At 61.7% G+C, this 21,273-nt stretch carries 20 protein-coding genes; 2 read left to right on the top strand and 18 right to left on the bottom strand.

What is annotated here, in order from left to right:
- From AB5Z54_RS07750 to tmk, 8 genes are all read right to left on the bottom strand, one after another.
- The coding region (locus AB5Z54_RS07750; protein ID WP_368161049.1) for a DegV family protein at positions 1–221 on the bottom strand (221 nt) is incomplete at its 3' end.
- Positions 222–300: 79 nt separating this feature from the next.
- Positions 301–885, bottom strand: coding sequence for a ribosome hibernation-promoting factor, HPF/YfiA family (hpf, locus tag AB5Z54_RS07755; RefSeq protein WP_035137685.1), 585 nt, complete (start codon positions 883–885; stop codon positions 301–303).
- 317 nt (positions 886–1,202) lie between these two features.
- Entirely contained in the window at positions 1,203–2,228 is a 1,026-nt protein-coding gene (locus AB5Z54_RS07760) for a substrate-binding periplasmic protein (RefSeq protein ID WP_368161109.1), read from the bottom strand.
- 732 nt (positions 2,229–2,960) lie between these two features.
- Positions 2,961–4,070, bottom strand: a complete 1,110-nt coding sequence (locus AB5Z54_RS07765) for a hypothetical protein (protein WP_368161051.1) — start codon at positions 4,068–4,070, stop codon at positions 2,961–2,963.
- An 11-nt stretch (positions 4,071–4,081) separates the two neighbouring features.
- The gene (locus tag AB5Z54_RS07770; protein ID WP_368161053.1) at positions 4,082–4,888 is read right to left on the bottom strand and encodes a ComF family protein; all 807 of its coding nucleotides are present in this window, start codon (positions 4,886–4,888) and stop codon (positions 4,082–4,084) included.
- 102 nt (positions 4,889–4,990) lie between these two features.
- Positions 4,991–6,691, bottom strand: coding sequence for a PSP1 domain-containing protein (locus tag AB5Z54_RS07775; protein WP_368161055.1), 1,701 nt, complete (start codon positions 6,689–6,691; stop codon positions 4,991–4,993).
- Positions 6,682–7,809: a DNA polymerase III subunit gene (locus AB5Z54_RS07780; protein WP_368161057.1), complete on the bottom strand. Its 1,128-nt coding sequence runs from the start codon at positions 7,807–7,809 to the stop codon at positions 6,682–6,684. Before AB5Z54_RS07780 ends, AB5Z54_RS07775 begins: the two co-directional genes overlap by 10 nt.
- 1 nt (position 7,810) lies before the next feature.
- Positions 7,811–8,494: a dTMP kinase gene (gene tmk, locus AB5Z54_RS07785; protein ID WP_368161059.1), complete on the bottom strand. Its 684-nt coding sequence runs from the start codon at positions 8,492–8,494 to the stop codon at positions 7,811–7,813.
- 240 nt (positions 8,495–8,734) lie between these two features.
- Between tmk and AB5Z54_RS07790 the strand changes: the two genes are divergently transcribed.
- Positions 8,735–9,718, top strand: a complete 984-nt coding sequence (locus AB5Z54_RS07790; protein WP_368161061.1) for a zinc-ribbon domain-containing protein — start codon at positions 8,735–8,737, stop codon at positions 9,716–9,718.
- Between the two features lie 122 nt (positions 9,719–9,840).
- Here AB5Z54_RS07790 and AB5Z54_RS07795 read toward each other — a convergent pair whose 3' ends face one another.
- From AB5Z54_RS07795 to AB5Z54_RS07825, 7 genes are all read right to left on the bottom strand, one after another.
- Entirely contained in the window at positions 9,841–12,435 is a 2,595-nt protein-coding gene (locus AB5Z54_RS07795) for a DNA topoisomerase I (protein WP_368161063.1), read from the bottom strand.
- A gap of 54 nt (positions 12,436–12,489) precedes the next feature.
- Entirely contained in the window at positions 12,490–13,173 is a 684-nt protein-coding gene (gene hypB / locus AB5Z54_RS07800; RefSeq protein WP_055310413.1) for a hydrogenase nickel incorporation protein HypB, read from the bottom strand.
- 55 nt (positions 13,174–13,228) lie between these two features.
- A complete protein-coding gene (hypA, locus tag AB5Z54_RS07805) occupies positions 13,229–13,585 on the bottom strand; it encodes a hydrogenase maturation nickel metallochaperone HypA (protein WP_118256865.1) in 357 nt (118 codons plus the stop codon).
- Positions 13,586–13,591: 6 nt separating this feature from the next.
- The gene (gene tatC, locus AB5Z54_RS07810) at positions 13,592–14,386 is read right to left on the bottom strand and encodes a twin-arginine translocase subunit TatC (protein ID WP_250787271.1); all 795 of its coding nucleotides are present in this window, start codon (positions 14,384–14,386) and stop codon (positions 13,592–13,594) included.
- Entirely contained in the window at positions 14,386–14,967 is a 582-nt protein-coding gene (locus AB5Z54_RS07815; protein ID WP_368161065.1) for a twin-arginine translocase TatA/TatE family subunit, read from the bottom strand. Before AB5Z54_RS07815 ends, tatC begins: the two co-directional genes overlap by 1 nt.
- Before the next feature lie 153 nt (positions 14,968–15,120).
- Positions 15,121–15,435 carry an STAS domain-containing protein gene (locus AB5Z54_RS07820; protein ID WP_368161067.1) on the bottom strand — a complete coding sequence of 105 codons (315 nt, stop codon included), beginning with the start codon at positions 15,433–15,435 and terminating at the stop codon, positions 15,121–15,123.
- A 66-nt stretch (positions 15,436–15,501) separates the two neighbouring features.
- On the bottom strand, positions 15,502–16,806 hold the full coding sequence (locus tag AB5Z54_RS07825) for an aspartate aminotransferase type Ic (RefSeq protein ID WP_368161068.1): 1,305 nt from the start codon (positions 16,804–16,806) through the stop codon (positions 15,502–15,504).
- Positions 16,807–16,955: 149 nt separating this feature from the next.
- Between AB5Z54_RS07825 and AB5Z54_RS07830 the strand changes: the two genes are divergently transcribed.
- Positions 16,956–17,210 carry a hypothetical protein gene (locus AB5Z54_RS07830; RefSeq protein WP_022093864.1) on the top strand — a complete coding sequence of 85 codons (255 nt, stop codon included), beginning with the start codon at positions 16,956–16,958 and terminating at the stop codon, positions 17,208–17,210.
- 331 nt (positions 17,211–17,541) lie between these two features.
- Here AB5Z54_RS07830 and nhaA read toward each other — a convergent pair whose 3' ends face one another.
- The 3 genes from nhaA to AB5Z54_RS07845 all read right to left on the bottom strand — a co-directional run bounded on the left by nhaA (position 17,542) and on the right by AB5Z54_RS07845 (position 21,213).
- On the bottom strand, positions 17,542–18,900 hold the full coding sequence (gene nhaA / locus AB5Z54_RS07835; protein ID WP_368161070.1) for a Na+/H+ antiporter NhaA: 1,359 nt from the start codon (positions 18,898–18,900) through the stop codon (positions 17,542–17,544).
- A gap of 267 nt (positions 18,901–19,167) precedes the next feature.
- Positions 19,168–20,091 (bottom strand): manganese-dependent inorganic pyrophosphatase, encoded by a 924-nt coding sequence (locus AB5Z54_RS07840; protein WP_368161072.1) that lies wholly within the window; start codon positions 20,089–20,091, stop codon positions 19,168–19,170.
- Between the two features lie 168 nt (positions 20,092–20,259).
- Positions 20,260–21,213, bottom strand: coding sequence for an ROK family protein (locus AB5Z54_RS07845; RefSeq protein ID WP_368161074.1), 954 nt, complete (start codon positions 21,211–21,213; stop codon positions 20,260–20,262).
- Between the last annotated feature and the right edge of the window lie 60 nt (positions 21,214–21,273).

A 21,273-nucleotide genomic window follows, 5' to 3' on the forward strand; every position in this document is an offset into this window, starting at 1 on the left:
GCCGAGGTGGACACGCGGGCACCGGCGCGCATGCGATCGTAAAACTCCTTGGGTGTGATGCTCGACCAGATGTCATCCGTGCGTTCCTCGCCATCGATAATGAAGGGGAAACCCAGGATATCGACATCGAGGTTCGCGGCGACCTCGGGGCTAAAGTCGCAGCAGGTATCGACGACGATGCGGCAACGGTCCGAATGACCGGCGGATGCGGCCTTGTCCATCAAAGCGACTCCTTACGTAAAAAGGCGGCCACCCGCATGGGATGGCCGCCAACCGTTAACTCATGCAAGTTAACGTATTTTACTCGTCAAGTGTTTCGATGCGGGGCTTGATGATGCCATATCCACCATTCTTACGGTGATACACCACATTGATGAGGCCAGTCGTCGCGTTCTCGAACACGTAGAAGTCGTGGCCCAGCAGATCTGTCTGCACCAGCGCCTGCTCCTCAGTCATCGGGGTAACGTCGATAACCTTCTCGCGGACGAGCAGGTCGTCCTCTTCCTCGGGCAGCAGCAGGTCGGCCAGATCCTCGACGCGCTCGACCGGTGCGACATCCGCGGCGCTGGCACCGCCCTGGCGGTTGTCCACAACCTTGGTCTTGAACTTGCGCAGCTGGCGGGTGACCTTATCGGCGGAGAGGTCGATGGCGGCGTACATATCTGCACCGTGCTCGGCAACGCGAATCACCGAACCGCGGGCACGAACCGTAACCTCGACGATTGCCGGGTTGGGGTTCGAGGGGTTCTTCTCATAGCGAAGTACAACGTCGACCGTCATGGGCTCGATATCGAAAACCTTGAGCGCCTCGCCGATCTTCTCATCCACATGCGCACGCAGAGCATCGGTTACCGTCGTCTTGCGTCCAGAAACCTTGATATCCATACGTGGCTCCAATCTGCCTCGGGGACTTACTGTACTGGCTATGTACCCATTGCCGTGCATTTAATCACGCGGATTCCTAAAGACCCGAATAACGATTGCTTGATACCGCATACCGATGTCTCGTACTTTTCCATGGCAAAGTGCGCTATAGGAGGGAGCCCACAGATTTGTATTTGGTCTCGAAAATTGGCTTTGACCTGCTGGTTTTATAGGGATGAAAAAGCCGGGCTCCCCTATTGGGGAAACCCGGCAGTGCGTGTTGAAACCGTGAAGAAGTGTCCTTTCCAACGTATAGGAGACACCACCCCTAGCAATAACTAGCTATTGAGTTTGTTAATGTCGTCGTCGGTGATGGCGCCTTCCTGGCTGGACGATTTGTCCTCGGAGGATGCGGTCTCATTGTTGGAATCGGAGGACTCGCTGCCGGAGGACGTGGTCTCACTGGACTCAGAGTCGCCCGGCTGCACGTTAGCGCCCGAAACCGTCTTAGTGGTGAGGTCGTAGGGCATACTGCCATACCAGACGCAGTGGACCGCCTCGAGCGTACCGTCGACCGTGATGCCGTCGAGGGCATCGCTCACGGCACGGCACAGTTCGTCATTGGATGAGAGGCCCGCAACACCAAGCGTCGAGGGTGCCTCGAGCGCACCGACATAGGAGATCTCGCTCATCAGACGTGCAAGGTAGCCGCCGGCCGTGGAGTCGCAGATCACATAGTCGACCTCGCCGGACTCGAGCGCCTCAAAGCACTCGTTGATGTTGGAGTAGGTCTTTTGGTTGGCGGCAATGCTCTGCTTGGCAAGCGCCTCCTGCGAGGCCGAGGACATCTGGACACCCAGGGTAGACGTGTTAAGGGTATCGGTGGAAACGCTTAGCGACCCACCATCGCTGGTTTTACCGAACACAGAAGCGGCATCGTACAGGCAGGTGCCGAGCGAGCTAACGTCCCCGTCTGTGGAGTTGATCTCGCCGATAAAGATATCAGCCTTTTTGTCGCCGAGCGCGGAACCTGCCGAGGACGCATCGACAAAGGCGACCTTAAGGCCCATGCGGCTTGCGAGGGCGCGGGCGGCGTCGACCGCATATCCCGTGAGCTCGCCGTCGGCGCCCTGCATGGCCTGCGGCGCATCGGAAGTATCGAGGGCAACCGTCAGGGTTCCGGGAGTGACCAGGGCATCGTCCGACACCGCCGGCGTGACCGTCTCGTACTCGATCTGGTCGATCGTGGGAGTCGTGAACGTAGACAGCGGGTTGAACGCGCATCCGCTCAGGCCCAAAACGGCGATGACCGCTGCGGTCCCAGCACCTAACCGAGCCGCGTGCATCAAGCTGCCCCTCACCATGTCCACTACCCTGCCTTCTGTGTCGTATACGATCCGTGCGTTGCGCGGAATATCAGGTTGTTCCCACCAGCTGACCTGGTATTTGACCCCACACTTGCGCACCGGGGTGTTTGCTCGGGAGGCCGCAGCCACCTTCACGACTGGCCCGCTCGCCCGCGAGGCGGTATTGCCCCAAAGAAAGTAGAACGGACGGTGCGGCTTACATCTAGGACGCGCCATGATCGCGCCGCGCGCACGCGGTCGCTTACGTGGATCCCTTTGACCGCGTCTGTCTTGGACTAGGACGGGCATTTCGTCCGCCCGCAACCACAGCCTGGCAGGAACGTAGCGCATTATAGCTAAGTTCAAGCTAAAGTTTAAGGTTAGGGGCGTTATTCGCATCGCGAGTACAGATTTCGCAGGTCAGGACGGGCCGCACGCGCTCTGATTGAGCCCGTCGCTCCCCTATGGAAAGCCCCAACACACCCGTCTTAGGGCGCCGTGGCCAAAAAATAGCAAATATGAGTACTGTTACCAATTTAGTAGCAGGAGTTTTTGGCTCTGCAAGCTGTTTTCACGCTCTATAACGTCAGATTGATGCCGGGATATTCCACATTTGTTTAATAACTTTCTAATTTACGCCATCTTCCAGTCCCAAAATCCCTGATTTTGCTGTTACTGAATTTATAGCAGTACTCATATTTGCTATATTTTGGCCAGAGCATATATCCAACCCCCTGTTTCAGAGCATTGTTAGGCGGGTTTAAGCCCAAAACACGCCCGCAGCGTGTTAAGCAGCGCCTCTTGCTTTTTCCTGCGGGCATCGACACGATTCCGGTACCGCTTTCGCATACGCTGGTGCATGCGCCATGCGAGCGCCTCCATCGCTTCCATGTCACAGAGCATTTCGTTGTTGACCGTCGCGACCTCGATTCCCATAGTAATCAAGCCCGTGTTGCGCTTTTCATCATGGATACGCCCCCTCCGAGAGGAATGGCCCAGCTCACCGTTGTATTCCAGGTCAAACCGGGCTGTTTCCTGATACGCATCGCAAACTGCATGCGGCATCCCCGAGATTGCCTGCGCGCGGTCATCGAACTCGATCTTGTAGTCGGTCTTAAAGGGACCGCAGGCAAATCCGCCATAGGAAAACGGAAGCGAAAACAGAGCGAGCATGATGCACTCCATGGGCGAGCGCAGATTTTCTGACAGGTAGGGACACAGGCGCAGCAGCTGTTTGGCCACATTCCCCTTGCATGCCGCGAGGTAATCTACCAGGCAATCGGGTGTCAGCACGGACTCGACCTCAAAGTAACCGACATCTGGCGGCTGGTCTTTGTCCTTTGCCAATTTGTTCACGACAGGCGATGTGTAGGGAGGTAGATACTGCCCGCGGTCACTCAGCGAAATCTTAGAGCACAGCTCCTGGGCCAGGGCAAATGCCTGGATACAGCCGACCTCGCGGGCGACGGCAACACAAAGGGCCTCGGGAGATAGACTGTACACCCCTGGTTCCACCTCTAGAATCGAGCCGGCGGGCAACTCGGAGCATACGGACCAGCCCACGCCAGGCATGCGGCGGCGCTGCGCCGCAGATCCCACCAGCAAGCAAAGATCTTCTTGCACCTCGCCGCTTGCGGCCCCAATCCGCACCAAGTCGGGAAGATAGATGTCCTCGATCGAGGGCGACGACGCGCGCAGCACACGGCACTCTTCATCGGGACTGAGGTCCCTCCAGCTGATGTAACCCATTTGTCGGCGCTCGGCGCGCATCATGCGTAGCGCCGAGGCGCCCGTCAGAATTACGGAAGCAGCCAGCTGCTCGCTTGCAGGCTTGCCACGCTGCCCGATCTTTATTGCCATCTGAACCACCCCTACCAAACGCGTGCGATAGCGAGGCCATCAACGGCCGTGGCACCGGCGCGCTTGAGTTCCGCCGAAGCCGCTGCCATCGTCGCACCCGTGGTGATAACGTCGTCGATAAGCAGCAGGCGGCGGCCGTGCACGTCCTCAACCGTCTCGTACATACCTCGGGCACGCTCGCGGCGCTCCTCACGACCGAGTTCGCGCTGGTCGCCATGCCCGTACTTGACGAGAGCATCGAGCAGAGGAACACCCGACAGCTCGCAAAATGGGCGCGCAATAGCCTCCATATGATCAAAACCACGCCGCCGAAACGCTGCCGCCGTCGCAGGCACAAACACCACCGCATCCGCACCGGAAAGCACGCCTCCGTAGCGATCGGGAGCTACGACCTGGGCATGCAGGGCGGTGTCGTAGAGCAGCTCCGCCAGATACGGAGCCAGACGTCGCTCGCCCGCATCCTTGTACGCTTTAATGATGCGCGGCAGCGGATGCGCATAGACGGCGCACGCCAGGCAGCGGTCGAGCGCCTCCGCCATTGCCGAGGACGTGCCCTCGACCGAACACTCAGTGCACAGCAAATCCCCAAACGGGGCGCCGCATCGGGTACAGCTATGACGTGGGTCGATGAGCGTGAGCGCGGCCAGGCAGTCTTGGCAAATAAGCGCATCGGCGCGTTCACAGCCGGCACATCGTGTTGGCGACAATGTCTCGAGCGCCTCGCGTGCCACCCGCTCGGCAAACGGTAGTAATTCGTCCGCAAACGGTAGGGCACCGGCACCCTGCAGACAGCTCAATATGTTCAGATGGCTCTTCAAGACACAACCCTCCCTACGTTCGGTCGCAGGGAGGGTTGTTGATTCGGCGCTATGATACCCCGATGTGCTCGGGGCAAGGCGGGCTAAATCCGCTCGCGGGCGTTATTCGCCGGCGGGCGGTTGTGGTGTGGACGAAGACGGGGTCGAGCCCTCGCCACCATCCTGGCGCGGCTTGCGGGAACGGCGACGGCGACGGCGCTTTTGACCCTGGTCGGCCGAGCCCTCGCCACCGCGATCCTCGCGCGGCTCGCGCTCGTCGCGAGCGGCGCCACGCGAAGCCTTGGCAGCCGCTCCCCCGCCATCTCCGGGACGACGGCGCGTGACCTTGACCTCGCCATCCGAGACCTGATCGGCCACGGAGGGCACTGAGGGCTTCTGTTGCGCGCCCGAGGAATGGCGACGGCGCGGACGCGGCGCGCGCTCCTCCTCGCCACGTGACTTGCCGCCCTTGTCGGCAGGCGCGTCGGAGGCCGAGGCGCCCTTGGAAGCGGCACCAGCCTCGCGAGCAGCTGCGGCGCGGAAGGCGTCCTCGCGCTCCTCGCTCGACAGATGACGGCGACGACGACGTGTGGGGTTCATGCCACCGCCGCGATTCTGCTGCTGGGGCTGCTGAACCTCGCGCTCGCGAGAGGCGTTCTTGCCCGCGGCTGCAGCCTCGCCGGCATCGGCAGAGCCCGCACGCTTGCGGCGGCGACGGCCATCAGCCGCCCCCTCGGCCTCGAGCGCCTCGGCCTTGCCACGGCCCTTTCCGCGGCCACGACCCTCGCCCTGACCCTGACCGGAGCGAGCATCGGATTCGGCATCGCGGCGACGGCGCTTGGGCATCGACGTACCGGCCAGACGGTCGGCACTCGACAGGCCATCGCCCACGTCGACGCCGTTCTCGCGATCGAGCTCCATGAGCGCCAGGCGCATCTCGGGCGATTCGATGCGCTCGAGCACGTCGCGCGTCACGCAGTCGGGGCGGCAGTTGCAGCCCTGCTCGGCGGCCTTCTTTTTGCAGCCCTCCGAGCACGTCATATCGGCCAGGTTGACCTTAAAGACTTTACCGTTCTCCAGGCGCAGCACCAGCTGCTCGCGCGGCGTGTCATATTCCTGGATACGCGCCTTGCCAAGCGGCGTATCGATGAGCGTCTTCTTTTTGGGCGCACGGCTCTTAAAGTCCTTGTACGCCTCGAACTCATAGCGCAGGCAGCACATCAGGCGGCCGCATACGCCGCTGATCTTGGACGAGTTGAGCGGTAGGTCCTGCTCTTTTGCCATGCGAATCGAGACGGGCTCAAACTGTCCGCCAAAGCGCGTGCAGCAGAGCTCCTGTCCGCACTGGGCATAGCCGCCCACCAAGCGGGTCTCGTCGCGCACGCCGATCTGGCGCATGTCGACGCGAATGTGCAGCGTCGAGGACAGGTCTTTGACGAGCTGACGAAAATCGACGCGCTCCTCGGCCGCAAAATAGAACACGGCCTTCTCGCCGCCAAACAGGTACTCGACGCCGACCGGCTTCATCTCGAGGTCGAGCTCCTTGACCAGGCGACGGAAATCGACCATGGCCTCGTCGCCTTGGATGGCCAGATCATCGGCAAGCTGCAGGTCGATGTCGCTCGCCACGCGCAGCACGGGCTTGAGCGGCTGGCCGATCTCGCCCTGCGGCACCTCGAAGGGGTCCGCCGTGACCAGGCCGATCTCGGTTCCGCGCTCGGTGGAGCAGATAGCATAATCGGCCTCGAGGATATCCAGATCCTGCGGGTCGAACCACAGGTCGCGCGAGGCGTAGGTAAACTTAACGGGTACGACTAACGGCATTTCAGTGCCTTCCTGATATCGAACAGCATGACCTCGATGGCCAGCTGGGGAGTAACGTTTCTGGCGATGTTGCGCTCGGCGGTTGCGACCGCTTCGAGCGCCTGGGTGGCACCCGCAACATTGGTCGCAGCGGTAAGCCGACCGATTGTGTCGCGCACATCCTCGTTCACGACGGCGGCCGCCTCATCTTGAAGCGTCAGCAGCACGTCGCGCATGAGCGTCCGCGCGCTCGCCAGCGCTTCCATGATACCCGAACGCTCGCGCGCGTTGAGTTCGCGCTTATTGCGGTCCTCAAGCTGCTTCAATGCTCCACGCGACAGGTAGTCGGCATTTTGCTCGAGCACCTTTTCCTGCGTGGACTTGACCTCGGCCAACGGCGCCTTGACGGCGACGATGAGTGACTTGGCGCGGCTGAGCACGTCAGCCTCGTCGGCGGCAATGAGTGAGTCGATGGCACGGACCATCTGACGGCGGGCGTCCTGGCGCTCGGCGCTCTTAAGGAACTCGATGCCGCGCGTGGGACTCCCCGCCACGGCGACCGCCATGCGACAACGCGTGAGATCCTGACCGGTGGCGCGGCTCACGGCCTGCGCGGCCACGGTGGGCGACACCAGCCGAAACGGCACGCACTGGCAGCGGCTCACGATGGTGGGCAGTATCACGTCTGCCGAGGTGCCCAGCAGGATGAACATAACGCCCTCGGGCGGCTCCTCGAGCGTTTTGAGCAGTGCGTTAGCGGTGTTAGCGCGCAGCTGCTCGGCACGGTCAATAATGTAGACCTTGGCCTTGGCGCGGATGGGCGCCAGGGGCACGTCGTCGAGTAGCTCGCGCGTCTGGGCGATGAGGTAGCCCGTAGCGCTTTCGGGCGTGTAATAGTGCACGTCGGGGTGCGTATGACGCGCGACGCGCACGCAGCTGTCGCACGATCCGCAGCCATCCTGCTCGCACAGGAATGCCTGGGCGAGCGCCCATGCGGCATCGAGCTTGCCGGCACCAGGCGCTCCCAAGAACAGATAGGCGTGCGATGCGCGGCCGCTGGCGACGGCGTTGGTCAAAAAGTCGCGCACGCGCTCTTGGGTATCGAGCTTGGCGAGCAAGCTTGTCTGCGCAGGGGCCATGCTACTCGGCCTCCTGGGCAAGCGCGGCGACGACGGCATCCTGCGGGATATCGAGGCCGTACGCGCGAACCTGCTCGACCGTCTGCGCGAAGACGTCCTCGATCGGCGCGGTGGCGTCGATGAGCTTTACGCGGGCGGGTTCCTCGGCAGCGATAGCGCAAAATCCCTGGTAGACGCGCTCTTGGAAGGCTATGCCCTTTGCCTCCATGCGGTCGGCCGCGCCACGGTCTACCATGCGCAGCGCCGCCTGCTCGGGCGTGATGTGGTAGACGAGCGTGAGCGCCGGATGCGTTCCCGCGACGGCCAGGTTGTTGGCGTCGCGCACCATCTGGCGATCAAGGCCGTCGGCAAACGCCTGGTAGCAAGTCGTGGAATCGTAGAAGCGATCGCACAGGACCACCTTGCCGGCCGCGAGGGCAGGCGCGATAACCTCGTGCACTAGCTGGGCGCGCGCGGCCTCGTAGAGCAACAGCTCGCAAGTATCGCCCATTGCCGTGTTGGCGGGGTCGAGCAGCAGAGCACGAATCTTTTCGCTGATGGCGGTGCCACCTGGCTCGCGCAGGGTCACAACCTGGTAACCGGCAAGGTCAAGCGCGCGGGCCAGCAGGCGCGCCTGCGTGGACTTGCCGGCGCCATCGACGCCCTCGAGCGTGATAAAGCTATGTTGAGCGGGCTCAAAAGCCATGGGCGCAGCCCCTTCCTACAAGGCGCGTAAATGCGAGTTATAGCAACCAAGCCATGATACCCCAGTGCTCGGTGCGTCCCCAATGGCTAAAGGTGCCTTTCCAAAGTTGCGGTGAAATAGGGACTGATTGAAGCTCCGAGACCGCCAAACAGTCCCTATTTCACCGCAACTTATGATGGGGAATTTTGGACGCTGGGTATAATCGTCGTATTGCATTGAAATGTGGCGAAAGGAGTGGCAATGTCTCGGTATTGCGCCTCGTGCGGCAAGCTTCTTGCAGATGATGCCAAGTTCTGCACCTCGTGCGGTGCACCCGTTGAGCAAACAACCGCGAGCGATAGCCAGCCCGCTTTTGAGCAGACCGGTTCCCTCGATACGCCGCAAGCCAAGGCGGACGACCCCCTCGCCCATCGCCCCGACCCCGCCGCAGGCCCCGCGGCCGTCGAGACCACGCAGCGCATACCCGTCGCGAGCGGCTCGCCCCAACAGCAGCCGGCTCCCGCATACGCGCCCGCTTCGCCACAGACCCCCGCTCCCAAAAAGAGCGGCACCGGGCCGCTTATCGCCGTTATCGTTGTGCTGGTGGCGATCATCATCGCCCTGGTCGTTTTCTTTGTGATCAAGCCTTTCGACAACGCCGCCACGCAGACGACTGCCGAGGTAGCTAAGCTGCACCATGACGTCGACGACGATGACCTAAAGCCTCTCGGCGATCCCAACAGCCTGTACGACGATGATGACGATGACGACGAGGATGGCGGCGAAGCAACGCTCTCCGAGCAGAACCTCTACCGTCGCCTGAGCGAATACTACGACCTGCTCGAAGACCTCGATAGCCAGGTCCGTGGCTGCGCGCAGAACTTCAACGGCAGCTATCTGGAAGAGGATCGAACCACCCGTCAAAATCTCGCCGACGTCGCCGAGCGCACGGAGGACACCATCGAGCAGTATTACGACATCGTCGAGGACCTAGACGTCCCGACGAGCTCCAAGAACTACAGCTCCTGGAAGGACATCATCGCCCTGTACGACGACCTGGATCACCGCATTGACGCAATCTGTGATGCCTGGGAGATCAGCCTGAAATACGACAAGCCTGCGGACCACAAGAATGAGATTGTGGCGCCGCTGTCGCGCGACAACGTGGCGGGCACCAATGACAATAAGTACCGCCTAGACTTTGAGGAGCGCTATCCCGGCGCCAAGCCTGTCGAGGTGAACTAGTCGCATGCGACGTTCTTAAACGACTAGTCATTAAAGACCGCCCCCAATGACTACGCAAAAAACGAGCGAGGATCATGAGATCCTCGCTCGTTTTTGTTTTGGGCAATGTTTCGACTGCGCCGTTACTTGTCGGCGGCTGCTTTCTTGGCAGTCGACTTCTTCGCGGTCGTCTTCTTGGCGGCAGTGGCTTTCTTAGCCGTCGTCTTCTTGGCCGCCGTTGTCTTCTTGGCCGTGCTCGCCTTGGTCGCAGTCTTGCGGCCGCGGGCGGGCTTCTTCTCCTTGGTCGGGCAGTCCATGTTCACGCAGATGCGCCACGGACCGCGCGCCGTGTTGACCACCACGATGGGGGCGCCGCACTCGGGACAGGTCTCGCCCGTCGCCTCGAGCTTACCGCGCGCCGGCAGAGGATAGCTCACACCGCAGTCATCGTAGTTGGTGCAGCGGATAAAGCGCTTGCCGCTCTTCTCACTCTTGTGCGCGATCAGGTCGCCATGGCGTCCGGCCTCGGCGCACACCTTGCACTCGCCCACCTTAAGGTCAGGCTCGTAGTTGGTGGGGCACGTAGGGTTCACGCAAATCTCGAAGGCCTTCTGGCGGAACGGCTGGCACTTAATGCGCGGCGCGCCGCACTCGGGGCACACGGCTGCCTCGCCCTCGAGCGGGCTTACCTTGACGCCGCTCGGCACCGGATAGGTCACGTCGCAGTCGGGCCAGCCCATGCAGCCGATAAAGCTGCCACGGGTCTTAGCACTCGTCTTCATAACCAGGTCCTTGCCGCACTTGGGGCAAGCGCCCACGCGCGCATCGGCCGTGACGGCGTCGCTGATGGCGTCGCCCAGCTCCTGCGTATGCTTGAGCAGCTCGTCGAGCACGCCAGCCAGCAGCGCGCGCGAGTGCGTCACGACATGCTCTTCGGTATCCTCGCCGCGCTCGACGCGGGTCATATCGCCATCAAGCTCCCTGGTCATATCGGGGCTCGTGATGCGCGGGGCAAATTGCGTCAGTGCGTCGATGATGGCGATGCCCAGCTGGCTCGGCTCAACGGGATCATTTTTGAGATAGCGCACGGCATACAGGCGCTCGATGATGCTCGCACGCGTGGACTTGGTACCCAGGCCGCGCTTTTCCATCTCCTGCACGAGCTTGCCCTGGCTGTAGCGCGCGGGCGGCTCGGTCTGCTTGGCCTCGAGTTTAATGTCGAACACGTCGACCGTATCGCCCTGCTCCAGCGGCGGCATCTGCTCATCGCGCTTAAGTCCATACGGATACGCCTCGCGGAAGCCCGGAGTCACGAGCACATCGCCCGAAGCCACGAACGGCTCACCGTTCACGTCGAGCTCGAGCTTGGTGTTCTCGATGGTCGCGGGACCCATAAGCGTCGCCAGGAAGCGACGGGCGATCAGGTCATAGAGCTTGCGCTGGCCGCCGTCGAGCGTGGACGGATCGCCCTCGCCCGTGGGGTAGATAGGCGGGTGGTCGGTGGTCTCGACTTTACCGCGCGTGGGCTTCATGGGACCAGCGAGTACCTTTTTGCACACGGGCGCCAGCGCCGGGTTGATCTTTGCCAGGTCGCGCACCACGGCGCCCAAATCGAGCGTCGCGGGATACACGGTGTTGTCGACACGCGGGTAGCTGATGAGGCCCGCCATGTAGAGGGACTCGGCGATGCGCATGGTACGCGCAGGCGAGATGCCCTCGGCCGCGGCGGCAGCCTGCAGCGAGGTGGTCGCAAACGGCGTGGGCGGCTGCTGCTTGCGCGAGCGCTTGGTCACCGCGGCGACGGTTGCCGTCCTGGCACCGTCAACGTGACCGTACGCCGTCTCAGCAGCATCCTTGTCAGTAAAGCGCGCCGTCTTGTGCGCAATCTTAAAGCGGTCGTCCTCGTCAGCACCCTGCGCGGCGCCCATGCCGCGGATCTGCCAATAGTCCTCGGGCACAAACGCCATGCGCTCGCGCTCGCGCTCGACCACCAGGGCGAGCGTCGGCGTCTGCACGCGACCGGCGGAACGCACGTTGCCAAAGCCGCCAAACTTGGCTAACGTCAGGTAGCGCGTGAGCACCGCGCCCCAAATGAGGTCGATGTGCTGGCGGCTCTCGCCGGCGTCAGCCAGATTCTGGTCGAGCGAGACGAGATTATCGAAGGCCTGCGTGATCTCGGCCTTGGTAAACGAAGAGTACTGGGCGCGGGCAACCGGCAAGTCCGGCGCAACCTCGCGCACCTTGTTGAGAGCGTCCGAGCCGATCAGCTCGCCCTCGCGATCGAAGTCCGTGGCGATGATGACGCTGTCGGACTTTTTAGCGAGGTTCTTGAGCGAACGAATGAGCTCCTTCTCGGCCGGTAGTTTAATGACGGGCGCCCAGGTGAGGTAAGGCAGACTCTCGAGCTTCCAGCCCTTGATGGAAATGCCATCGGCAAGGAACGGCTTACGCTTGGTGTCGTAAGGCGGACGAGCCAGGCCATCGGGCATATCGGCCGGCAGCATCTCACCGTCCTCGGTGACCGAATACCAGCCCAGCTTTTTATCGAACAGCACGCTGTCGCAAAAATCGGGCGCAAGGATGTGACCGGCAAGGCCGATCGTCACGCACTCCTCGCCCTTCCACTCAAAACGGTAGATGGCGGTGTTGTACACCTTGTCCTTTTTGGGCTTACCCGTGGACAGCCGCTCGGCAATCTGACGCGCGGCGTCGTTTTTCTCGGCGATGATGAGCTTCAAAAGAGGCTCCTATCTCGTATCTCTGCGGCTACGCCCGCCCGTATGGCGGCCGACTTACGCCCTTGCTTGCTCAATCTGCCCGATGAGCCAATCGCACCAGGCATCCATGCCCTCGCCCTTGCGCGCGCTCACGGCAAACCGCGGCGCCTGCGGATTGAGGTCATCGAGTGTCTTAGTATACCTATCCATGTCAAAATCGAAAGCCGGAGCCACGTCGACCTTGTTGAGCAGCTGCGCGCCGGCGTGTTGGAAGATGCCCGGGTACTTGATGGGCTTGTCGTCGCCCTCGGGCACCGAAAGAATCATGATGGACAGGTTCTCGCCCAGGTCAAAGTCGACCGGACAGACCAGATTACCCACGTTTTCGATAAAGATGACGTCGATGTTTTGAAGACCCACAGCCTGGTCGAAGGCGTCGACGGCCTCCATGATCATATTGCCCTCGAGGTGGCACAGGCCGCCCGTGTTGATCTGGATGGCGGGCATACCGGCTTCCTTCATAGTGATGGCGTCGACGTCCGAGGCGATATCGCCCTCGATGACGGCGCAACGCAGGCCCGCCTTGTCGCGCAGGCGCTCGTTGGTGCCCAAAATCGTGGTGGTCTTGCCCGAACCGGGGCTCGACAAGACGTTAATCACATAGGTGTTTGTCTCTTTAAATCGCTGACGCAGCTGATCTGCCAGGCGCTCATTGCGCGACAGAATCGGCGACGCGATATCAATCGTTTTCTCGGCCATACTCGGCACTCCTTACTTTGGCCCCTTTATACCCCATCACCAGATGGCTAGCGGGCTAATCGTCGGGGGTTTCGATTTCGATACTTGCGATGTCGAGCTCGCGACCGTGCAGCAGGCGCACGTTGGCGCCGCCACACTGGGGGCAGCGACAATGAAAGCGGTCGTGATCGAAGACCTCGCCGCAGTCCAAGCATTCACTTTGCGGATGGACCTCCTCCACGGCAAGCTCGCAGCCGCGCGTGAGCGGGTCCTCGTCGCGAAACGTCTCCCATGCAAAGTCGAGCGCCTCGCGCACGACCTCGGTCATATCCCCGATACGCAGCGTTACCAAAACGGCGCGCGAGGCCCCCGCCCCACGCGCCGCGCGAATCACTGTATCGAGCATGCCGTTGACAATGCCAACCTCGTGCATACCGATTTACTCCTCGCTGTCCTCTTCGTCGTCCGAGAACAGGTCCAGACGACTCACGAACAAGCCCTCCTTGCCCTCGCGCGCGGTAATGACCACGCGAGCGATGGCGAGCGAAATCTCGTAGAGCGAGAGCAGGGCGCCATACATGAGGCCCAGCGTAACGGGCGAGCCGTCGGGCGTAATCACAGCCGAGCCCACAAGCAGACCAACGTATACGTAACGCCAGGCACTGCGGAAGGCCGCATAGGACACGATATGGAAGACGGACAGATAAAAGATAATGAGCGGCAGCTCAAACGCCACACCAAAGCCGATCATAAAGAGCAGCTCCATGTTGACGTAGTTCTCCAGATCGGGCAGCGCCGTGGCGACGGCCGAGGTCTCGCCGATGAGCCACTCAAAGCCTGCAGGGATGATGATGAAGTAGCAAAAGATTGCGCCCAGGAAGAACAGCACCGTCGAGGCGAGCACCGTAGGCACGACCCACTTGCGCTCGTTAGGGCGAAGCGCCGGCAGGAAAAACGCCAGAATCTGCCAGATGATCATGGGCGTGCACATGACAACAGCCATCTTGATGGCCAACGAAAAGCGCAGACCAAAGCCGCCGAGCGTGGTGGTGATGTAGAACTTACCGTCCGGCACAAAGGAGCGGATGGGGTCTTCCAGGATATCGAGCACCACGGGCGTGGCGAAATACAGCACGATAGCGGCGGCAAAGACCGACACGACCACGATGGTCAGGCGGCGACGGAGCTCTCCCAGGTGATCGAAGAGCGGCATTCGCGCAGGTCCGATAGGCATTACTCATCGCCTCCCTTCGGGGCGTCAGCGGCAGCGGCGTCGTCCTCGGCCTCGAGCTCGCGAGCGAGCTGGTCGACGACGGCCTTGCGCTTGCGGGGACGACGGGCGTAGAGGTCAGCCGTCGTGGGCTCTGCCGGCTCGGGCTCGGGCTCCGGCTCTGCAGCAGGCTCGGGCTCGGCTGCGGCAGCAGCAGCGGCGGCAGGCTCTGCACCCTTGGCCTCCTCGGCAATACCTTCGCCCTCGGTGGCACCCTCGCTCGCGGCCTTCTCGGCGGCAAGGCGGGCACGGCGCTCGGCAAAGGTCTCCTTCTTTGCGGGAGCAGCCGTCCCGGCAGCATCCTCGTCCGCATCGGAATCGTCATCGACGGCAGCCTTCTTGGGCTTGACCGGGGCCGACGCGGCTTCGCTTACCGGATCGATGATCTCGGACTGAACAACGGCCGTCATCTTTTCCTGCGTCTCGCGGAACTGACGGATGGCACGGCCGATCGTGCGGCCCATCTGCGGGAGCTTATCCGGGCCAAACAGCAAAAAGCCGAAGACCACGATGATTGCCAGCTCACCCTCTCCAATACCAAACACACATACCTCCAAGGCTCGATGTGAGTCGAGCCCGCACCGCGCCATTCGGCCGGAACTCGTCTATTCATTCGGTCAAGTATAGCGCCCGGACGCCAAAACGTCCGAGCGCATCACAAACATATGCCAAACGGCACGCCCTTTTGGGGGCAAAGATTATGCCGCCGTGATCGAAATCTCCTGGTCGACGCCCAGCAGCTGAACCACGCGCATCACCTGGGGCTGCACATTGACGCAGCCAAAACGCTTACCGTGATCGGCTGCATGATGAGCGGCGCCCACAAGCACGCCAATGCCCGTCGAGTCGATATAGCTCACCTGGGCAAAGTCAAGCTCAACGGCCTCGGTGGGCTGCTCGAGTGCCAAGTCGATGGCATTACGCAGGCTATCGGCGTTAGAGATATCAATCTCGCCGGCCACCTTGATGGTGTAGAGCTCCGGCGTGGGGTTAGTGGAAATACCCAAATCCATGTATACGCTCCTTTACGTATCGAAAGTGCGGATAGTACTGGGCGCGGACTTGCGGGGTCCTACGCGTTAGGCGCGCTCGGCACGAGCAAGCTCGGCAGCGACCAGCTTCACAGCCAGCACCAGAACATCGAGCGCGGCCTCCAGGTCCTCGACCGTGGGATAGCTCGGCGCGATGCGGATGTTGGTGTCGCGCGGATCCTTGCCATAAGGCCAGGTAGCACCAGCCGGCGTGAGCTTGACGCCCAGGTCAGCACAAAGCGCGGCGACCTTTTGGGCCGAGCCCTCGGGACCATCGAAGCTCACAAAGTAGCCGCCGCGGGGATGCGTCCAAGTGGCGCAACCCGTATCGCCCAGGCCCTCGGTGAGCTTGCGCTCAACGGCCTCAAAGCGCGGGCGCAAGAACTCGGCATGCTTTTTCATATGCTCCTTGACCGCCTCGATGGTGGGAAGGAAACGCACGTGACGCAGCTGGTTGAGCTTGTCGGCGCTGATAAGGCCAGCCTTCAGGCACTTGGAGAACTCCGCGATAACCGCAGGGCTCGCACCGATAAAGCCGATGCCGGCGCCCGGGAAGGTGATCTTGGACGTCGATGCAAAGGCCACCACGCGGTCCTCGGTGCCCGCTGCGCGAGCGAGGTCAAAGATGTTGGCGAGCTCGTCGGTCTCGTCGTACAGGTCGTGCACGCAGTAGGCGTTGTCCCAGAAGATGCGGAAATCGGGTGCAGCCGTGGGCATCTCGACCAGGCGGCGCACGGTGTCCTCGCTAAAGGTGATGCCCGTGGGGTTGGAATACTTGGGCACGCACCAGATGCCCTTGATGGAATCGTCGGCGGCAACGAGGCGCTCGACCTCGTCCATGTCGGGGCCGTTGTCAGTCATCGCGACGGGGACGTTCTCGATACCCAGATCGGCGGTGATGCCAAAGTGGCGGTCGTAGCCGGGAACCGGGCACAGGAACTTGACCTTCTTGCCGTCGTGCGCGGCCTCGTAAGCCTCCCAGGGCTCGCTGCCGCACGATCCGCAGCGCCAGAACATGCCGGCGATGTCGTGCTCGATCAGCAAGCTCGACGAACCCAGCACGAGCGTTTGCTCGGCGGGGCAGCCCAGGAACTCCCCCGCCAGCTTGCGTGCCGAGGGAATGCCCTCAAAGCAGCCGTAGTTGGAACAGTCGACATTGCCGTCGTGCAGATCGGCATCGGCATTAAGGATATCGAGCATGGGTCGAGAGATGTCCACCTGGGAGGGCGACGGCTTGCCGCGGGCCATGTCGAGCGCCAGGCCCTTGGCCTTGACCTCGGCGACCTCGGCCTTGAGCGCCTCAATGGCGGCATCGAGTTCGGTGGTTTCCATCTTCTGGTAGATCGTCTGCATGGGTGCGACCTTTCACGAAGCGGTACGTTGCAATTCTTCTAAGTATAGACCGCCACCGTCGCAACGTTATGAAGCCGTGATAGATTAAGTCCATCGCAATGAATTACGAATCGCCGCGCATGCCGGCGTGGAGCGCTCAAGGAGGCACTATGGAGTACGGATCGTTCCAGGCCGAGGAATTCGGCGACCTGCAGCGCCTGGTCGACGGGCTGTTTTACGACCGCCACGCCATCGACCGCCTGGATCTGATCGTACAGGCCGAAATCTTGGACCTGGCGCCCGATCTCATGGAAATCGTCAACCTGCTACCGCCCGGCTATTACGACCGCCAGTCACTTTGCGACCAGCTCAACTCCGCCTTGGCCGCCCACGGCTGGGGCGCCGTCTACGGCACCGTAGAATAAACCTAGTCATTGGGGCCTGTGGTCAAAAAATAGCAAATATGAGTATTGTTACTTTTTTAGTAACAGCGATTTTGAATTAAAAAGGCCAGTCTTGGCCTTTTGTGTCCGGTTTTGGAAGGATGCATCGGCATTTTTCGTCCAGCCACACAATCGTTAATGCACAGACAAAATAGATTTGTACATTATTTTTCGCGCCTAAAATGAAACGCCGTTTGTGACAGTACTCACAAACGGCGTTTTTTGCCACTGGGGTGTCCGGCAGGTGGCAAGTACCACTCAAAACCGCATTTCACACGCGCTCGAGCAGGCTCTGGCGTCTGTTTCTACGCGCCTACTCGTCCTTGGGCGCCGGGTGCTTGCAGATCACACTCATGTAGATCATGCCAAGTACGGCCGCGGTGACAGAGCCGGCGAGAATAGCGGCCTTGGCAGCCAGAACCTCAAACTGGGCCGTCGGGAAGGCGAGGCCGCTGATGAGAATCGACATGGTAAAGCCGATACCGCCCAGAATGCCCACGCCGGCAATCATATGCCAGTTGACATTGTGCGGCAGCTCGCAGGCCTTGAGCTTGACCAAGGCGAACGTCATGCCAAAGATACCGATCGGCTTACCCAGCAGCATGCCAAAGTACACGCCGAGCGTCACCGGGTCGGTGAGCAGCGTGCTCATGTCCACGCCCACTAGGCGAACCTGTGCGTTGACGAACGCAAAGATCGGCAGGATCACAAAGTTGACCGGTGTGGAGATCAGACGCTCCATGCGGATGAGCGGCGGGGTCACGCGGTGCATGACGCGCTCGACCTTGGTGGTCGAGACGGTAAAGTCATGCTGGCCCAGGATGTGCGCCTCGTCGTCGTAGCGGTCATCGAGCAGCGGCAGGCACTCGCCCAACCAATCGGTGAGGCTATCGAGCTTGACGCCGCACTTGGCCGGGATGGTGAAGGCCAAGATGACGCCGGCAAGCGTAGCGTGCACGCCGCTCTTGAACATGCAGAACCACAGCAGCAGGCCCAGCACCGAATACGGGGCAAGGCGGTAGTGCTGCGTCTTGTTGAGCCACACGAGCGCGCACGTCACAAGCGCGGCGGCGCCCAACCAAAACGGATTGGGGCTCTGACCGTAGAAGATGGCGATGGCGGCGATGGAGATGAGGTCGTCGGCGATGGCGAGCGTCGAGAAGAACACACGCACGCCGTTGGGCACGCGATTGCCCAAAAGCGACAGCACGCCCAGCGCAAAGGCAATATCGGTTGCCATGGGAATGGCCCAGCCGTTGTGCGCGCCGGCATGGTTAAAGATCAGATAGATGCAGGCGGGAACGACGACGCCGCCCACGGCCGCCAGCATGGGAAGCATAGCCTGGCGCGGGTTTTTGAGCTCGCCGACCGTCATTTCATATTTGAGCTCAATGCCCACCAGCAAAAAGAAAATCGCCATGAGGAAGTCGTTGACGAAAAGCTCGACGGTGAGGCCAGCCGTCAAATGCCCCAGACCCACATACAGCGGGGTCTCCAAAAAGTGATGGATGGCCTCGTAGGCATCGGTATTAGCGCAAATGACGGCGGCGATGGCGGCGAAGACCATGACGGCGGCGGAAATCGTGCCGTTCTCGGCGATGCGCTCCCAGATGTCGTGACGTTCAAAGCGCTTGCGCTCGCGAACGTTGAACAGCTGCTCAGTTGCTGCCATGGGCGGCTCCTTTCACGGGATGGCTCCCGTCTTAAAAAAGCACGGCCCGCCCAAGTAGCGGCGCCGCGCTCTAACGTATTACGCTTGCATCTAGCCTACCCTGTACGACAAGCGCGCAAGCGTGGCCGAAAAGCGGAACCACAGGTTGAACATTATTTGCTCAACGGCACGGGCACGCCTGTCCAAGAGACGACGCGGCGCCGTGCACAAAAAACGACCGGAGCGCGGGGCTTCCGCGATCCGGTCGTGGCGTTTGGTCAACTAAACCTAGCAGGCGGCCATGATGGGGGCAGCGACCTGCTTCTTACGGGAGAGGACGCCCGGCATCCAGACGCCGTCGTGCTCGTCGGCAATGCCCAGGCCCTTCTGAGCAGCCTCGGTCTCGCCCTCGAGCAGGACCTGCGAGCCCTCCTCCATGATGTCAGTGATGCACAGGACGATGCCGTCGGCACCCTTCTCGGCGGCGTAGGCGCGCATGGCCTCGCGAATCTCGTCGATCATGCCGAGTGCGCGAGTCTTGTCGACAGTCTCGTACTGGCCGATGAGCAGCTTCTTGCCGGCAGGCTCGAACATCTTGATGTCGTTGCCGACCATCTCGGCTGCGGTGAAGGAGCCGGACGGGCGGGTGAGGAAGACCTCCATGCCAAACTTGACCGGGTCGACGCCCACCTGCTCGCCGAGCTTGGCGGCGACGGCGCGGTCGACATCGGTGGTAGTGGGGCTCTTGAGCATGAGCGTGTCGGTCATCATGGCCGAGAGCAGCAGCTTGGTCTGAACGTCGGAAAGCTCAACGCCGAGCACGCCGGCGAGCTTGGTGACGATGGTGCAGCTGGAGCCCCAGGGCAGGCAGATGTAGTGCAGCGGGCCGGCGGTCTCGAAGTCGCCGATGCGGTGGTGGTCGACGACGCCAAAGACCGTGGCGTCCTTAAGACCGGCGACGGACTGGGCAGACTCGTTGTGGTCGGTGAGGACGACGAGCTGACCGGCCTCGACGGACTCGATCACGCGGGGCTCGGCAATGCCGGCGTCGGCGAGCAGCTTGGCGGACTCGGCCGGAAGCTGACCAAGGGCGCAGGCCTCGTAGGTGTTGCCGGCATACTCAACCTGGTTGAGCAGCTGAGACAGGACGACGGCGCTCATGATGGCGTCGTTATCGGGGTTCTGGTGACCAAAGACAAGAACGTTTGCCATGGATATCCTCCACTTGATATGTGTGCTTGGACGTAGCTATGGTAGCACGCCGATGCCGAGCCTTCGCAGACGGAAGGGCCACGGCATATTTTGGGGCGCAGGCACGGGGGCCAAGGCTGTCCCTTTTGCACCATGTTGGTGCAATGTAACCTGTCCCCCTTGCACCAGCTATTTGCCGGCGGCGCGCAGGGCTACGTAGGCGGCACCGATAATGCCGGCGTCGTTTCCGAGCGAAGCGACCTTAATGGGCGTCTCGCGCGAGGCGGAAAGCGCGTACTGCTTAAAGTGCTCGCGAACCTTGTCGAGGTAGACATCGGCCGAGGCGGAGGCGCCGCCGCCGATGAGGAACATCTCGGGATCAACCACGTTGGCAATAAGCGCCAGTGCGCGGCCGAGATAGTCGGCCATGGTATCGGCCGCGGCCAGCGCGAGCTTGTCGCCCTCGCGACAAGCCTGGAACACGTCCTTGGAATCGGAGGGGCCGGTCAGCTCGATGGGCTCGACGCCCGCCTTCTTGCACTCGGCAAGGTAGTTGCTCACCACGCCGGTGGCGCTGGAATACTGCTCCAGGTGGCCATGGCCGCCGCAGCCGCAGGTGCGCTCCTCGGCCGGGTTCAGGCACATGTGGCCAATCTCGCCGCCAGCACCCATAACGCCCGATACCACGTCGCCGTTAACGATAACGCCGCCGCCCACGCCGGTACCGATGGTGACCATCACCACGTTCTGCACGCCCTTGGCAGAACCGAGCCAGGCCTCGCCCATAGCAGCGGCGTTAGCGTCGTTCTCGTACTTAACGACCGCGTCGGGGCAGTGCTCCTGGATGGCGATCTTGAGCTCGGGCAGGTTGATGGCGATGTTCGCCTTAACCTTGGCATCGCCCGATGCCGGGATGGGGCACGGAACGGCCAGGCCAATGCCCGACACAAAGGCACGCGGAATCTGGGCCTTGGCGACCACCTGGTCGATAGCCTCGGTCACCGCGGCAAAGCCCGCAGCGTCAACGATGGGAGGCGTGGGCACGCTGGCCTTGGCAAGCAGGTTTCCGTCCTCATCGAACAGACCCTCCTTGACCGAGGTGCCGCCGACGTCGATGCCGATGTAATACTGCTTAGGTTCCATGGGAGCCCGCCTTTCTCGTTTAAACATTGCCTGTATGGTACCGCTCCCAAGGCAAAAACC

It is taken from the genome of Collinsella aerofaciens, from assembly GCF_040910185.1.
GTDB lineage: Bacteria > Actinomycetota > Coriobacteriia > Coriobacteriales > Coriobacteriaceae > Collinsella > Collinsella aerofaciens_BF.

What these genes read in the sequence shown, in the direction of transcription:
- AB5Z54_RS07820 (WP_368161067.1), bottom strand. Translation starts at nt 15,435, where the DNA reads ATGGATTTGGGTATTTCCACTAACCCCACGCCGGAGCTCTACACCATC.
- hpf (WP_035137685.1), bottom strand. Translation starts at nt 885, where the DNA reads ATGGATATCAAGGTTTCTGGACGCAAGACGACGGTAACCGATGCTCTG.
- hypA (WP_118256865.1), bottom strand. Translation starts at nt 13,585, where the DNA reads ATGCACGAGGTTGGCATTGTCAACGGCATGCTCGATACAGTGATTCGC.
- AB5Z54_RS07780 (WP_368161057.1), bottom strand. Translation starts at nt 7,809, where the DNA reads ATGGCCCCTGCGCAGACAAGCTTGCTCGCCAAGCTCGATACCCAAGAG.
- AB5Z54_RS07775 (WP_368161055.1), bottom strand. Translation starts at nt 6,691, where the DNA reads ATGCCGTTAGTCGTACCCGTTAAGTTTACCTACGCCTCGCGCGACCTG.
- hypB (WP_055310413.1), bottom strand. Translation starts at nt 13,173, where the DNA reads ATGGCCGAGAAAACGATTGATATCGCGTCGCCGATTCTGTCGCGCAAT.
- AB5Z54_RS07845 (WP_368161074.1), bottom strand. Translation starts at nt 21,213, where the DNA reads ATGGAACCTAAGCAGTATTACATCGGCATCGACGTCGGCGGCACCTCG.
- AB5Z54_RS07825 (WP_368161068.1), bottom strand. Translation starts at nt 16,806, where the DNA reads ATGCAGACGATCTACCAGAAGATGGAAACCACCGAACTCGATGCCGCC.
- AB5Z54_RS07760 (WP_368161109.1), bottom strand. Translation starts at nt 2,228, where the DNA reads ATGGTGAGGGGCAGCTTGATGCACGCGGCTCGGTTAGGTGCTGGGACC.
- nhaA (WP_368161070.1), bottom strand. Translation starts at nt 18,900, where the DNA reads ATGGCAGCAACTGAGCAGCTGTTCAACGTTCGCGAGCGCAAGCGCTTT.
- AB5Z54_RS07830 (WP_022093864.1), top strand. Translation starts at nt 16,956, where the DNA reads ATGGAGTACGGATCGTTCCAGGCCGAGGAATTCGGCGACCTGCAGCGC.
- AB5Z54_RS07840 (WP_368161072.1), bottom strand. Translation starts at nt 20,091, where the DNA reads ATGGCAAACGTTCTTGTCTTTGGTCACCAGAACCCCGATAACGACGCC.
- tmk (WP_368161059.1), bottom strand. Translation starts at nt 8,494, where the DNA reads ATGGCTTTTGAGCCCGCTCAACATAGCTTTATCACGCTCGAGGGCGTC.
- AB5Z54_RS07765 (WP_368161051.1), bottom strand. Translation starts at nt 4,070, where the DNA reads ATGGCAATAAAGATCGGGCAGCGTGGCAAGCCTGCAAGCGAGCAGCTG.
- AB5Z54_RS07790 (WP_368161061.1), top strand. Translation starts at nt 8,735, where the DNA reads ATGTCTCGGTATTGCGCCTCGTGCGGCAAGCTTCTTGCAGATGATGCC.
- tatC (WP_250787271.1), bottom strand. Translation starts at nt 14,386, where the DNA reads ATGCCTATCGGACCTGCGCGAATGCCGCTCTTCGATCACCTGGGAGAG.